17 protein-coding genes are annotated in these 14,485 nt (G+C 35.9%); 10 read left to right on the top strand and 7 right to left on the bottom strand.

All coding sequences use genetic code 11. The annotated features are described in order from the left end of the window. Positions 1–113 precede the first annotated feature (113 nt). From ABE34_RS19400 to ABE34_RS19385, 4 genes are all read right to left on the bottom strand, one after another. Positions 114–1,028: a DMT family transporter gene (locus ABE34_RS19400; RefSeq protein WP_197144089.1), complete on the bottom strand. Its 915-nt coding sequence runs from the start codon at positions 1,026–1,028 to the stop codon at positions 114–116. Between the two features lie 218 nt (positions 1,029–1,246). Next, positions 1,247–2,497 carry a glutamate-5-semialdehyde dehydrogenase gene (locus ABE34_RS19395; protein WP_197144088.1) on the bottom strand — a complete coding sequence of 417 codons (1,251 nt, stop codon included), beginning with the start codon at positions 2,495–2,497 and terminating at the stop codon, positions 1,247–1,249. Positions 2,498–2,509: 12 nt separating this feature from the next. Continuing rightward, on the bottom strand, positions 2,510–3,604 hold the full coding sequence (gene proB / locus ABE34_RS19390) for a glutamate 5-kinase (RefSeq protein WP_197144087.1): 1,095 nt from the start codon (positions 3,602–3,604) through the stop codon (positions 2,510–2,512). A gap of 503 nt (positions 3,605–4,107) precedes the next feature. Next, the gene (locus ABE34_RS19385; protein ID WP_197144086.1) at positions 4,108–4,491 is read right to left on the bottom strand and encodes a sodium:proton antiporter; all 384 of its coding nucleotides are present in this window, start codon (positions 4,489–4,491) and stop codon (positions 4,108–4,110) included. Positions 4,492–4,783: 292 nt separating this feature from the next. On the opposite strand from ABE34_RS19385, the gene ABE34_RS19380 reads away from it, so the two are divergent. The 3 genes from ABE34_RS19380 (at position 4,784) to ABE34_RS19370 (ending at position 6,621) form a co-directional block, all read left to right on the top strand. After that, positions 4,784–5,407, top strand: a complete 624-nt coding sequence (locus ABE34_RS19380; RefSeq protein ID WP_094075065.1) for a LysE family translocator — start codon at positions 4,784–4,786, stop codon at positions 5,405–5,407. 14 nt (positions 5,408–5,421) lie between these two features. Further along, positions 5,422–6,228 (top strand): DUF1835 domain-containing protein, encoded by an 807-nt coding sequence (locus ABE34_RS19375; protein WP_197144085.1) that lies wholly within the window; start codon positions 5,422–5,424, stop codon positions 6,226–6,228. A gap of 240 nt (positions 6,229–6,468) precedes the next feature. Continuing rightward, positions 6,469–6,621 carry a hypothetical protein gene (locus tag ABE34_RS19370; RefSeq protein WP_197144084.1) on the top strand — a complete coding sequence of 51 codons (153 nt, stop codon included), beginning with the start codon at positions 6,469–6,471 and terminating at the stop codon, positions 6,619–6,621. A 41-nt stretch (positions 6,622–6,662) separates the two neighbouring features. Here ABE34_RS19370 and ABE34_RS19365 read toward each other — a convergent pair whose 3' ends face one another. Beyond that, positions 6,663–7,544 carry a LysR family transcriptional regulator gene (locus ABE34_RS19365; RefSeq protein WP_197144083.1) on the bottom strand — a complete coding sequence of 294 codons (882 nt, stop codon included), beginning with the start codon at positions 7,542–7,544 and terminating at the stop codon, positions 6,663–6,665. Between the two features lie 284 nt (positions 7,545–7,828). Between ABE34_RS19365 and ABE34_RS19360 the strand changes: the two genes are divergently transcribed. The 4 genes from ABE34_RS19360 (at position 7,829) to ABE34_RS19345 (ending at position 11,166) form a co-directional block, all read left to right on the top strand. Beyond that, a complete protein-coding gene (locus ABE34_RS19360; RefSeq protein ID WP_197144082.1) occupies positions 7,829–8,581 on the top strand; it encodes an alpha/beta hydrolase in 753 nt (250 codons plus the stop codon). 189 nt (positions 8,582–8,770) lie between these two features. Beyond that, the gene (gene brnQ, locus ABE34_RS19355) at positions 8,771–10,108 is read left to right on the top strand and encodes a branched-chain amino acid transport system II carrier protein (RefSeq protein WP_197144081.1); all 1,338 of its coding nucleotides are present in this window, start codon (positions 8,771–8,773) and stop codon (positions 10,106–10,108) included. 254 nt (positions 10,109–10,362) lie between these two features. Continuing rightward, the gene (locus ABE34_RS19350; RefSeq protein ID WP_197144080.1) at positions 10,363–10,749 is read left to right on the top strand and encodes a hypothetical protein; all 387 of its coding nucleotides are present in this window, start codon (positions 10,363–10,365) and stop codon (positions 10,747–10,749) included. A gap of 42 nt (positions 10,750–10,791) precedes the next feature. After that, on the top strand, positions 10,792–11,166 hold the full coding sequence (locus tag ABE34_RS19345) for a DUF6612 family protein (protein ID WP_197144079.1): 375 nt from the start codon (positions 10,792–10,794) through the stop codon (positions 11,164–11,166). Positions 11,167–11,519: 353 nt separating this feature from the next. Here ABE34_RS19345 and ABE34_RS19340 read toward each other — a convergent pair whose 3' ends face one another. Then, complete coding sequence (locus ABE34_RS19340) at positions 11,520–12,278, bottom strand: SDR family oxidoreductase (protein WP_197144078.1); 759 nt, start codon at positions 12,276–12,278, stop codon at positions 11,520–11,522. A 197-nt stretch (positions 12,279–12,475) separates the two neighbouring features. Between ABE34_RS19340 and ABE34_RS19335 the strand changes: the two genes are divergently transcribed. Next, on the top strand, positions 12,476–13,045 hold the full coding sequence (locus ABE34_RS19335; protein ID WP_197144077.1) for a TetR/AcrR family transcriptional regulator: 570 nt from the start codon (positions 12,476–12,478) through the stop codon (positions 13,043–13,045). Positions 13,046–13,208: 163 nt separating this feature from the next. Here ABE34_RS19335 and ABE34_RS19330 read toward each other — a convergent pair whose 3' ends face one another. Beyond that, on the bottom strand, positions 13,209–13,430 hold the full coding sequence (locus ABE34_RS19330) for a hypothetical protein (protein ID WP_197144076.1): 222 nt from the start codon (positions 13,428–13,430) through the stop codon (positions 13,209–13,211). A 148-nt stretch (positions 13,431–13,578) separates the two neighbouring features. On the opposite strand from ABE34_RS19330, the gene ABE34_RS19325 reads away from it, so the two are divergent. Continuing rightward, positions 13,579–13,890, top strand: coding sequence for a PadR family transcriptional regulator (locus ABE34_RS19325; RefSeq protein ID WP_197144075.1), 312 nt, complete (start codon positions 13,579–13,581; stop codon positions 13,888–13,890). Positions 13,891–13,894: 4 nt separating this feature from the next. Continuing rightward, the gene (locus tag ABE34_RS19320; RefSeq protein ID WP_197144074.1) at positions 13,895–14,431 is read left to right on the top strand and encodes a DUF2812 domain-containing protein; all 537 of its coding nucleotides are present in this window, start codon (positions 13,895–13,897) and stop codon (positions 14,429–14,431) included. The last annotated feature ends 54 nt before the right edge of the window (positions 14,432–14,485 follow it).

Here is a 14,485-nt window from a genome sequence, read left to right as displayed (position 1 = left end):
TCCTTTGAATCCGTCGCTCAGCAAGACACTTCCGTCATCTTGCCCTCACATACTTAGACTGAGTTCCTTATTTCAGTAGTTGTTTAGATATCCGAACCACACCACATACACCTTTAAAGGTTGGGGTGTTCCGTAGCTGACGCTTCACTTCCTCTACGAGGCACACGCTTTTTCTTTGGTACGTAAATAGTGTAAAAAATACCGCCGAAAATTAATACAATACCAGCTGTTTGCATAAAGCTCGGCATAAAATCAAGCAACAGCATATCAAGCAATATTGCCACAACAGGGTCAACAAATACTAATACTGAAACTAGTATGGTAGAGAGGCTACGAATACTATCAAAAAATAAATAGTAAACAAATCCTGTATGAATAAAACCTGTTCCTAAAATATATAGCCAGTTTGTAGTTGTTAAGCCTTCAAATAATGAAAAATTGACAAATGGCAATAGTATGATAATTCCGACCGCTGTTTGGATATATGTTAATGCGTAGGAGCTAAGCTTTGTGATTGTTTTACTTGTTAACATCGTAAATGCGTAAAATAATGCAGACAGTAACGCCCATATAAAGCCTGATTTCATAAATTCAGAGAGGGACATAAAATTATTTAAACCAATAATAAACATACTGCCGATAAAACAAGTTAGTGTTGCTAGTAACGCTTGAATAGTCATTTTTTCTTTTAAAAACAATGCCCCGAAAATTAATACGAATATTGGTGCTAAATTATAAATAGAAATGGCAATGGAAATCGACATTTCTTCAAAGGCTTTAAATAAAAATACCCAGTTTAAGACAATAAAGACACCGCATAGAAGTGTACGTAATATTTCTTTTTTATCCCATTTTTCCGTCTTATGACCACCAGTGATAAGCCACATTCCGCCAAGGAAGAGGGTAGCGCAAATACATCTAATAAATACTAGCTCGATTGCAGGTACGCCCGTATGAACGGTGAAAAATCCAATAGAGCCGAAAAGGGCCATTGAAACAGTTAGTTTGATAATCGCTGACATGTTCATATAAAACCTTCTTTCTATTAAAATTTTTGACGCTTGTGAAAATTTATACGTTTATTTCGCCCCATTATCAAAGTTCTTCACTCATGTTAGAACTACTCGGTTAGGAGTAGAATCCGCCATGTCCTTCTATAAATCTTTCAATCCTCAACCTTTATAAAATAAGCGAAGAAAGCCGACAGTGTACGTGCGTCAACTGTCGGCTTATCATTGTTCTACAATTATTCTCGGATTTGGCCGTTACCGTGAATGAAATACTTTGTAGATGTTAACGCAGGTAAACCCATCGGTCCTCGAGCATGTAATTTTTGCGTACTAATGCCGATTTCTGCACCGTAGCCAAATTCAAAGCCGTCTGTGAAGCGGGTGGAGGCATTGTGATAAACAGCGGCAGCATCCACGCTATGTAAGAAAGTATCTGCTGCTAACTGATCCTCTGTTAGGATAGCTTCAGAGTGGTTCGTACCATATTTATTAATGTGCTCAATTGCTTCATAAACGTTTTCCACAATTTTAACGCTAATCTTTAAATCTAAATATTCAGTTGCATAGTCTTCTACAGTTGCTAGTTGCGCGAAATCAAGAGCTTGACAAACAGTAACATCGCCGATAATTGTCACACCAGCTTGATGTATAGCACTTAGTAGCTGCTTGCCATGCTCATGAAACCATTCAGGATGAATAAGTAAGCTTTCTGCGGCATTACAAACAGAAGGACGCTGTGTTTTTGCATTGATGCAAATCTTTTCTGCTTTTAAGTAATCGGCCGTTTGGTCTACATAAATATGACAGTTGCCAGCACCTGTTTCTAGTACTGGTACAGTGGCTTCATTTACTACTAAGTCAATAAGTGCCTTTCCGCCACGAGGAATTAAAACATCTAAGTATTCTTTTAAATGGAATAATTCTTTGACAGTTTCGCGATTTGTATCCTCGATTAATTGCACAGCGTCCGCAGGGATAGACGTTTTGCTAAGTGCACGATGAATACTTGCCACTAGCGCTACATTCGAAAATTTAGCAGAAGAGCTACCACGTAAAATGACTGCATTGCCTGTTTTTAATGATAATGTTGCAGCATCTACTGTTACATTAGGGCGTGCCTCGTAAATCATCCCGATAACGCCAATTGGTACTAGGCGCTTTTCAATTAGTAATCCATTATCTTTTTCTATTCGTTCTAAGAGACTACCTACTGGATCATTTAATTCAACTAGTAAATGAATAGCACTTGACATTGCCTTTACTCGTTCTTTGTTTAGCATAATGCGATCGAGAGTAGAAGCGGGCATTCCTTGTTTCTCGCCATTTGCTAAATCCTTTGCATTTTCAGCAATGATCATATCTTGGTCGATTAGTAATTGCTCAGCAATTTTTGTGAGAGCCTCATTTTTCTCGTGAGTTGTTTTAATATTTAAAATATAGCTTGCGGCCTTAGCCAGCTTTCCTTTTTGTTGAACTTCACTCGTCATGTGAATTCCTCCTTAATTTGTTTGGATTTTTAGCCATTTATCTCGATGAATGACTTCAATGGGATAGTTCACTAACTCATCTGTGCGTTTTCCCATCGCATGTGCTAACTCTAGAGAAGAATATAAGACCTCACCACGGCCAAGTAGTCCATTGTCACTATAGACTTCGACAACGTCGCCATTTCCGAAGTCGCCTTCGACACGATATACACCAGCAGGCAACAAGCTTTTCCCATTTGCCAATAATGCATGTTCTGCACCGCTATCTATAAAAATTTTACCAGATACTTCCGTTAGTGCAATCCACTGTTTATTATTCGTTAAAATAGCAAGCGCGTCATGCTCAACATACGTACCATCACCACGTCCTTCTACTATATCGACAAGCTTATTAGCACCGTGACCAGTTCCAATAAACACCTTGACACCTGCATTTAAAGCTGCTCGAGCTGCCAGTAATTTGGATTCCATACCACCTGTACCGACCTTAGACCCTGAACCATCTGCAAAGCCAAGCATCTCATCAGATACCTCTGTTAAACGATCAATACGTTGTGCATCAGGATTTTTAGATGGATTTGCATTATACAAGCCATTGATATCTGTTAAGATAATGAGCTGATCAGCATGTATAAGACCACTTACAAGTGCTGATAACATGTCGTTATCTCCAAAGGTTAATTCGCTGACAGATACCGAATCGTTTTCGTTAATGATAGGTAAAATGGAGCGTTCTAATAATTCCTCAAATGTGGCACAGGCATTTTTATAACGCTCTTTTTTTGAAAAATCAGTGCGTGTAAGTAAAATTTGAGCAGGCACAATATCATAAATGCTAAATAAAGCATTGTAGGTTTGAATCAGTAAACTTTGCCCAACTGCCGCTGCAGCCTGTTTACCTTTTAATGTGACGGGACGAGAAGGGTAGCCTAGCTGTTTAAAGCCCGCTGCTACTGCACCTGATGAAACAAGCAATACTTCATGACCGTAATTTTTTAATTCAGCGATCGCTTGAACATGGTCCATTAAACGTATTTTATCAATTTCACCTTTTGCATTTGTTAAGGAGCTACTCCCAATTTTGACGACAATTCTTTTTCTTTCCATAGCAATACCTCCAATTCGCCATTACACTTGTACTATGATTTAAACTTTAGCAGCTACTAAGATTTCGCTAAATTTAAAAATAAAAAAACCTTTTCATCCTAAAAAATTAGGACGAAAAGGTTTACTTTCCGTGGTACCACCTAGATTGAACATCATTGACATTCCACTTTGCTCATAACGCTTGAGACTGCGCCTAGTTAGCTAGGACGATTTACGAAGTAGGTTCTTTAGTCTTTCTTGTACAATGCCTTACAGCCGGTGGGCATCGCTCTCTGATCAAGCAGTTTCTAAGTACTAATCTTCGCTCGCTTATATTGTATAATTTAATATCTTTGTTGAATGGACCTTCATCAATTATTTTGGTTGGAGTCCGATTTCTATAAAGAATGCACTACTTTAGCATGTCTGTCAAGCTGATTAGGAATGTTAATAGAAAGTTTTGAATAAAAAAGTGGGTATTACCGAACAAGCGAGAGAAACGTGGAGGAGCAACATAAGCTTGATTACTTGAACCACCAGATTGCGATTAATAGTGGGAGCATCGCTAAAACAATGACGAAAGAACTCCATATTATTTGTTTTCCAGAAGACATATTTTTCGGTTTAATACTCATTTGTTCATATAGTTCATTGATGGAACGTTGTTCTTTCGCATAAAGCATAGTTTGAAATTCATCGTAATCTTGAATATAACTTGAGGGAGGGCGAGGGCTAAAGCGTAAACTTCGAATATCGTCTGTAATCTCTTTTTCACCAATCCAATAAGTAATAACCGGCGCTAACCCTGAAGTTTGCGTAGCCTGTACCCTGATATCATGTGTTTTCATTTTATAATAGACATTTCCTTGCTCGTCTTCATATTGCTTTACAATATCGCTTACTGCCATCAACAAACACCTCTTTCTCCCAAACAATCCGACTTTTAAGTTATAATAATATTTATTATAATGGATTAAGGTAGAAAAGTATTGCTGAAACGAGCAAAATTGGTTAGAAGATTTTTTTTGTAAAAATTCAGAAAAAATATATTGATATATAGTATAATGTTAAGAAATACATTTTCTGGTTATTATTTTTTGAAAAGTAATTGTTCTACTAAAAGTAGAGTTTGTCGGAATAGAAATTAATCTCACTTATGATGAATATTTTTGTAAAAAGTAATAGAAAGAAGGGATAGTATTGGCATTTTCAACCTTAATGGCGTTTTTAGGAGCGGCAATTATTTTAACTATAATGCCAGGTCCTGATAATTTATTTGTTCTTGCACAAAGCATTGCACAGGATAAAAAGGCTGGTATAGCAACATCACTTGGCTTATGTACAGGTTTGCTCGTTCATATAGGAGCGGCGGTTCTCGGTATCTCGGCTATTATTTATCAATCAACAGTTATTTTTTCTATTGTTAAGTTTGCAGGTGCAGCGTATTTATTGTATTTAGCATGGCAGTCGTTTCGTGCGAAAGGTGATCCATTCACAATGGAACAGCAAAATGTACAAGCCTATGTGACGTTATATCGAAAAGGTATTTTAATGAATATTTTAAATCCAAAAGTTTCTTTATTTTTCTTAGCACTATTGCCACAGTTTGTAAATCCTTCTAATGGTCATGTAGGTTTACAGATGCTAGTTTTGGGTATTGTATTTTTAGTACAAGCGCTTATTCTGTTTTCATTATTTAGTATTTTTGCCGGTAAAGTAAGAAAAGTAATTATTGGGAAGCCTGCAATTGCTAAACGATTGAATATGATTCAAGGTGTACTTTTTACTTTTATTGGAATACAAATAGCGCTAAGTAAACAGTAAATTGGGGGATTTTCATGGCAATTTTACATATAACGTTTAGCTTATCTACGCAAGGTTCAATTAAACATGCAATACGACAACATCATTTACAACGAGAGGAGTCAGTGCTTAGTGTCAATGAGATTTTCTCGATTGGTCCGCTAAGTAGTTCAGAAGAACGAAAAAGCTGGTTAAAAGCCAATATTTTTAGGGACAGTGAAGAACGTGAATTGAACGAGGATCTTCATAAAGAATGGAAGAAAAAAATTGCAGGTTTACCATGTGATGTTGATGTCTGGGTATGGTACAGCCAAAGTACTCATGAAGAGATTGGGTTACGTTATGTCATGAGCGAGTTGGTCAATAAATGTAGTATGGTATATGGGATTGATGCCACAGATGGCTTGAAACGTGTACAACCTAACATGACGATTCGTCAAACAGGTGAGCTTTCGCCAGACTTGCTTATGAAGCTACGTTCTGAGGCAAGGCGTTTTTCAATTGATGAGTGTCAGCAACTTGCTAATGAATGGAAAGAGCTAAAACAAAACCCTAGTACATTGCGAGTTTGGCAAGATGGAATTGTCCATGTAGCGGAAGATGCATTGGATCCTATCATTATAAAATGCGCCGAAAGAGCTCATGCAGAACTAAATGAGGAATGGGTTAAACCGATGCGTATCATCGGTGAAGCAATTGGTTCGATTGATGAGTATTTAGGTGAAGAGTTTGTGGAAAAACGGCTAATGACACTTATAAAGCAGGGACTTTTTAAGGTTGATGGAAATACAACAGATATATATTCGTATCAAGTAAAATATATAGGAGAAAAAATAAGGTAGCTTCTTACTTAAAGCATTTTTTTGAAAAATAAACTACTAGTTATTGAACTGCGCCCTCAACTGTCAGGTTACAGTTGGGCTATTACATCGGAAGCTTGTTACGATTATCGGTATAGCTACAATCGATAATGTTCTTGGGGTGCTAGTTGCGCAATCGCATGCGGGATTATTTTCGGCGGTGGTGGATATATTGCTGCTGTTTAAGCACTTTGTTAGTTAAAAAGAGAAGGAGGGCTAATATTGTTTGATTCGACATTAGAAATGGCCATAGTCCTTGCGCTATTAACAATCTCCATAACTCTTGCTTTTATGTATAAAAGAGAAGTTCGAAAAAATAAAAAAATGATGAAGAATAAAAAAACGATTCGGTTTAGTCGAATCGTTTTTTTTTGAACTTTTTTATTCCTAAACAAAAGTCAGGTTCTATCTTTTATTTATTTCTTTTCGTAATAATCAAATACAAATTGCTGAAATTGTCGTGCTGATGGTGAAAGGTATCGATTTTCAATCCAAGCCATACCTATGGTCCGTTCACAAACCATATCCTCAACACGAATTTTCGCCAATTTATTTGGATTCAAGTCTTCATCAACCGGTAGCAATGACACGCCAAGCCCAGCACTTACAAATCCAGCAACCGTAGATACCTCATCACCTTCAAACGTAATTTTCGGTTTGATACCTGCAGCATTTAATAATTTATCCGCTGTGCGGCGTAATGCGTAACCCTTTTTCAACAGAACAAAATTTTCTTGTTCAAGTTCCTTCATTTTGATGCTTTTACGGTTGGCGAGGGGATGGTCAATCGGCACCATAATAAAAAGCTCGTCTCGCCACAGCTCTTTCCAACAAACAGGTGGCTCCGTGTCAATCGCTGCGAGTAAGCAAAGATCTAACTCTCCCGCAAGTAATTGCTTCAACTGGGAGTGTGAGTAATTTTGTGTAAAGTGAAAGCGTATATGCGGATGCTTCTGACGGAAGGAACGGATCAAGTCAGGTACAATGCTAGTCCCTAGAGTATGTAAAAAACCGAGTGATACATCTCCTAGCTCTGGGTTATTCAGCTCCTGTAATTCAATCACTGCTTTTTCGTATTCCTTACGCATACGTTGGACACGATACAAAAAAAGCTCGCCATATCGGTTGAGCATAATCGAGCGTCCTTGACGGTCGAACAAGGGTACTCCTAATTCCTCTTCAAGCTTTGAAATAGAGCGACTTAATGCTGGCTGAGAAATCGCTAATGCTTCAGCTGCACGAGTCATATGCTCAAGTTTAGCTACCGTTACGAAATACTCCAATTGCTGCCACTCCATTTTTTCACCTCTATTCTTGTTATTTTTGAGTTAACTGCATTATAACGGTAAAAGAGTAGGAAGTATAGGCGCCAAAAAAATTTAAAAAAGATGGAGCACTTAAAAAGAGAAATAAAAAATGAAAGTAGCTGAAAGTGTGATAGTACAGCCGTTAACCTCACATCATTAATGCATGAAACACATTAATATGATAAAAACTATAAATTGTACATTATGAATAAAGGGTGTTAAGATAGACACATAAATTACACAATTACAAATTTCCGTGAAGGGGATATTATAAAATGAATTTATCTAAGCCACAACCTCTAACAATTGAGGGAGGCAAAAAAGCCGTACTATTACTGCATGGATTCACAGGTAGCACAAAAGATGTGAAAAAGCTAGGAGAATTTTTATCAAAACGTGGTTATACGGTTCATGCACCGATTTATAGTGGGCATGGTGTAGAACCAGAAGCATTACTTGAAACAAGACCGGAAGACTGGTGGAACGATGTTGTGGAAGGCTATAACTTCCTAAAAAGTAATGGATATGAAGAAATCGCGGTAGTAGGAATTTCACTTGGCGGCGTATTTTCGTTAAAAGTAGCAGAGACATTTCCTGTGAAAGCATGTGTTGCCATGTGTGCACCAATCACACGCGATAACTCAAAAGGCTTATTTACACGTTTATATCATTACGCTCGTTTATATAAACATTTTGAAAATAAATCAAAAGATCAAATTATTTCGGAATTACATGAATTACGAATTACACCTAAGGATTCATTAGATGGTGTGACACGTTTAACGACAGAAACACGCGAGGATTTATCTACAATCAAAGCACCTACATTAGTATTACAAGGTTCATTAGATGATGAGCTTTATCAAGAAAGTGCACCATTTATTTTAAATACCGTTGAAACAGACGATAAAGAGATTATTTGGTATGAAAATTCTGGTCATATTATTACATTAGATAAAGAGCGCGAAAAAGTGTATGAGGACGTATATAAGTTTTTAGATCATATAGAGTGGTCTGTAGCAAACTAAGGGCTGTCAGCAGACAGCTCTTTTAGTTTTGTCTATTTAAAGCTAGGAACTGTACAATTAACGATTTTAAAAGAAAAAACAACTATTGTTTTTCAAATAAAAACTATGTTAATATAGTGGAATTATAGTGAAAAATCTCTTCATTTAAATTGTTCGCAATAGTTAAATACATCTAAGGAGTTCATCAAAATGCAACAGAAAATACCTTTTTCAACATATGCAGTCATCGGTACAATGCTTTTCGGACTGTATTTTGGAGCAGGGAATCTTATCTTTCCAATTCAGCTTGGACAATTAGCTGGGACTAACTTTTGGCTTGGCCTAATTGGATTTTTAGTAACAGCTATCGGTTTACCTTTTCTAGGTATTTTAGCTATTGGTTTGTCAGGTAGTAACGGTTTACGTGACTTAGCGAGCCGCGTTCATCCATTATTCGGTATCATCTTTTCATTAGCTCTCTATTTAACGATTGGTCCTTTCTTTGCGATTCCTCGTACAGCGACAGTTCCGTTTGTAGTTGGCTTTGAACCATATATACAAGCAGAGCATACAACACCTTTACTCGCTTTATTTAGCTTTGTATTTTTTGCCATCGTTTATTATTTCTCATTGAATCCAGCGAAAATTATGGATTATATCGGAAAATATTTAACACCAGCATTTCTGATTGTGTTATTTATTTTAATTATTATTAGTATTGTAAAACCGATGGGGCCTTTCCAATCGCCAATGGGGGATTATATTGATACAGCATTTATGACAGGCTTTAAAGAAGGATATAACACAATGGATGCCTTAGCTTCACTAGCTTTTGGTATTGTCGTCATTAATGCAATTAAAAGCGCAGGAATAACGGAACGAAAAGAAATTGCTAAAGCAACGTGGAAATCTGGTATTTTTGCCATGGCTTTAATGATGTTAATATACGGTTTAATCACGTATATGGGAGCATCGAGTGTGGAAGCTGTTGGTACATTTGATAACGGTGGTTTAATATTTGCCGCAGTGGCAGATCACTATTTTGGATCATTCGGAGCTATTTTATTAGCAGTTATTATTGTCCTTGCTTGTTTAAAGACAAGTATTGGCTTAATCACATCTTGTAGTGAGTTTTTCCATGAGGTATTTCCGAAAATTAGCTATAAATGGTTTGTATTAATCTTGTGCGTTGTGTCATTTACAATTGCCAACTTCGGATTAACGAACATTATTAAGTTTGCCATTCCAGTGCTGATGTTCCTTTATCCGATAGCAATTGTCTTAATTGTCCTTGCATTATGCTCACCACTATTTAAAAATAAGCAAACGGTATATGCGGTTGCTATGATTTTTACAATTTTTATTAGTGTTATTGATGGCTACAAAGCATTAGTAGATAGCATGCCTACGGCGAAGTTAAGTATCTTTGATGCGATTGAGAAAGCTTATTCGAATATTTTACCCTTTTACGACATAGGATTAGGCTGGATATTACCAGCGTTAGTTGGGGCATTTATTGGATGCTTATTCTCAACAAAAAAAGCGTAATAGTTTTAAATACCACAATCTATGGGTTGTGGTATTTTTGTTTTGGAAATTTATTCACTTACTGAAGTAAAAGCTTGTAATAATGTAGTTTTCTCCAATTTAGCTCCATTTGTAAATATAGAGGCATTTTAAGCAATTATAGTTGATAACTTTAACACTGATAATGATTTTTTCGATAACAACATAATTTATTTGGTTAAATTAACCATAAAAGAATGTTATTATATTGGTAGTAAATTTTGAGGAGAAATATTATGAAGAAAAAATTATTGCAATCTTTCATATTAGTCCTAGTGCTTTTTTTGATAGCCTGTAGCAACAAAGATTCGGAGGGTACAGTTGAGGAAGTTTCGGAAGGTATTTCAAAAGCGACAGTAATCAGCAATGTACTTGAACAAACCATTATGAGTTATAAGTCGAAGACAGAAGCAACTGTAGTAGGTAGTTCAAAAAATGAAGAACTCGAATCAACTTTCACAATGGATATGGTAGTTCAGAAGGAGCCTTTTCTTATTTATTTTAGTGAGGTTTATCCTGAAGATATGACTAAGGGCTATATTGATATTGAAAGCGAATATTACAATTTTAATAATAGCGAACGTTGGTACAAGATGTCTGAATTAGATATGGACGAAAAGTAAGAACTGGTAAAAGATGGATATCTTTTAGGGGATTTTAAGAGAATGCTGGAATTTGAAGACATATTTGAACTTCAGTACAGGGAAGATGAGTACATATTGATTGCCAAAGTGAATGATTCATCAGATAAAAAGAGTCTAGCATTTGTAACAGATTATGTTGAAAATACTATGAAAAGGGAATTGGAAACAAAGCACATAAAGACAAAGATTAATAATTTCAAATATACACTAATATTTAATAAAGACTTTTTATTGAAATCATCTAATATTATTGCAAATATAGATTTATATGAAGAAATTGGAAATACGAATATGATTTTAAACTTCGATACTGTTTATTCGGATGTAAATAATGTAAATAATTTAGTTGTTCCTGAAGAAATTAGTAGGAACGCCATTATAAAGGAAGAACTTTAAAACCACAATTATGCAACAATCGCACTTAATTATGAAAGAAGATTGTTCTATTTTTTATAGCTAGAAACAAGTATCATTTTGTAATCATCTACAATATATGAAATGTTAAATATGAAAGAATAATACTTTGTTATGTTGAATTTCTTTATCATTTATGAAATACGTGATTATTTATCTGAAGAAATTTGAACATATAGAGCATTTCAAACGAGAACTTAAAATATATTTGAATACTATAATTCGAAACAGATAAAGACCAAATACAAAATGAGTTCGATACAATACCGAACTCATTTTGAAACATGCTACCAAATGAAATAACCTTGTCTATTTCATTTGTGCTGTATAGAATCTTAGTAAGCTGTCCAGCCACCATCAACAGCAATTACTTGTCCGTTGACAAAGCTTGCTTCATCTGAGCCTAGGAAAATAGCAAGCTGTGCGATTTCCTCAGGTTGTCCAGCTCGTGGGTTGATGGCCATACCTAGTGATTGGCGTGCTGCACCTGTTTGGCTCACGTTTGTCATGGAAGAAGCAATGTTTGTTATAACTGCACCTGGAGCGATCCCATTGCAGCGAATATTTTTATCTGCATACATAAATGCTGTGTTTTTTGTTAGTCCTACAACAGCATGCTTAGAAGCAGTGTAAGCAGCTCCGGCACGAGCGCCATATAGACCGCCAGCAGAAATATTATTGACAAATACACCATGTCCTTGAGCAAGGAAAATCTCTGTCGCCATACGCATTGAACGCATAACAGCAGTTGTATTTACCGCGAACACTTTGTCCCATCGCTCATCAGAAACTTCACCAATTGGCTCCATTCCATCCATAATACCAGCATTATTCACTAAAATATCTAATTTGCCATATGCATTTTTTGTTTCATCAAATAAGCGTTGTAAATCTTCTGTTGATGCAACATTTGTTTGAATGGCGAATGCTGAGCCACCAGCTGCTTTGATACCTTCAACAACCGCTTGTGCACCTTCTATATTTAAATCAGAAACTACGACTTTTGCTCCCTCTTTTGCATAACCTTCTGCAATTGCTTTACCCATACCTGACGCAGCACCTGTTACGATTGCTACTTTACCTTCTAATCTCATCACAAAAACCTCCTATAAATTATGTTCTCTCACCAGCGTTTGTCCCGGTGATTTTTAGGATATAGTATGTTAGATATTGAACATGTGTTCATTAAAATAATATAATAGCTTTGTAAGCGATTTCAATATGCAAAATACTATAAACTGTTCAGTAATCAACACATATAAAAAATCTGTTTAATAAGGGGGCAAAATATTTGAGCGCTAACGATTTACGAGTTTTCAAAACGAAGCAAGCATTACATAATGCTTTACTAACTTTACTGAGTGAGAAGCCTTTAGAGAACATTACAATCGCAGAAATTTGTCGGGTGGCAAAGGTGAATAGAGGTACATTTTATTTGCACTATGAGCAAAAGGAAGGGCTATTTGAGGAATACTTTCAGGAAATTATGGAGGATTTGAATAATTCCTACGAGGAACCGTACCGTGCAGTAACAACAATGGATAAAAATCAAATAGATCCTAATACTATTCGTATTTTTCATCATATCGAGCGCTTTAAAATGTTCTATCGCATTGTTTTTTCTAAAAATGTGCCTTTGACCTACTATTACATGTTATTTGATGGAATATTCACTTTGCTGAAGAGGGATATCACGATCCATAATGAAATACATGATGAAATATCCATTGAATATTATAGTGCGTATCAAGCAAATGCAATCATAGGCCTAATCATTCAATGGTATCGTCAAGATTTTGTGGATAGCGTTAGTACCTTGAATAAACAACTTGCGGCTATTTTGCGGATTGGTGAAAAGTGATAATTAAAGTAGGAGAATATCGCTCGTTTGTTAAAAATTATTATGTCAATAGTATTACGATGTCATATACATGAAAGTTATAACCTAGAACGGAAATCATAAAGCATCGCATATTAGCAAAGTTATCTTCACCGTTTTATGATTTTACAATAAAAGCGATGTACTAAATCGTTATTAGTACATCGCTTTTTTGATAAACGGTAGCATGGGAAAATTGCTCACTTTCGCTTTTTTCTTTTGATCTTCTTAAAGTAACAACGATAGTAGAAATGGCCAATGATGCAGCAGTAATTATTCCTAACGAGCTACAATTATTTTTAAAATTATCAGTGTTGCCGCCAAAAATAATTAGCAATAGCCATCTGCTGGACTCAAAGTGAATCAAAACAACCTCATAGTGCTACTCTACGAGTATGAAAAGATTTTATACTTTTTATGGGAAAAATAGCATTGACAACTATATCGTCAGTTGATATATTTTAAATGTATCAGCTGACGATATATTGTTGGACGATATAAAAAGGGGGATTTGTATGACGCAAGAGCATCCGCCTTTAACAGAAGGCGTTTATTATATTTTATTAGCATTATTTGATGCAAGGCATGGTTACGGCATTATGCAATTGGTAGAGGAAATGAGTAATGGTCGAGTTCGCCTAGGAGCGGGTACTATTTATGGAGCAATCAAAACATTACTCGAGAGAGGGTGGATTGAGGCGCTAGATGGTGACGGCCGAAAAAAAGAATACATCATAACAGAGGATGGGAAAAAAGTTGTTAAATATGAAATTTTGAGATTAAGGGAACTTTTTGACAATGGCATCCGTATAACAAAGGAGGATTGAACAAATGGATAAATATAGGTTGGTATACAACCCGTATGCTGTTGAGAAATGGGTCAATGATATGGCAAGTCAAGGTTGGCATTTGAAAAAGTTCACTTGGATACGTTTTACTTTCGAACGTGGGGAACCAGGTAGTTATAATTATCGGCATGATGAATTGGAGCGATTTGGTGCACCAAATGAAGGTGAATACTTAGAATTTCTTAAGTCGTCAGGAATTGAACAAGTAGATCGTTCTGGCAATTTCGTCTTCTTTAGAAAGGCAGCGAAAGATGGACCATTTGAACTTTACTCTGATAAGAAAAATAAAATTAGTAAACTGTCTCAAAAAATTTCAGTGCTACTATCACTCATCCTCCTAAATTTGGTTATAGCTGTAATTGGACTGAGTGGAATTTTTTCAGCACAGGCAATCGACTGGATTAAATTATCAATGAATATCACTAATATTCTTGTAGTCGTAGTATTTTCAATTCCATTATTAAAACTTATGCGTGTGCGCCATAAATTAAAGAAGGATTTGGATCTGTATACAGATTAGTATAGGAAATAACTAAAAAGACTGGTTGTCTATTTGCCAAGCTTGATGAAAAGT

The sequence above is a fragment of the Lysinibacillus sphaericus genome (assembly GCF_015844675.1).
GTDB classification, from domain to species: Bacteria; Bacillota; Bacilli; order Bacillales_A; family Planococcaceae; genus Lysinibacillus; species Lysinibacillus sphaericus_E.
Note: the sequence above shows the minus strand (reverse complement) of the source record. Positions and strands in the feature narration are given on the sequence as shown.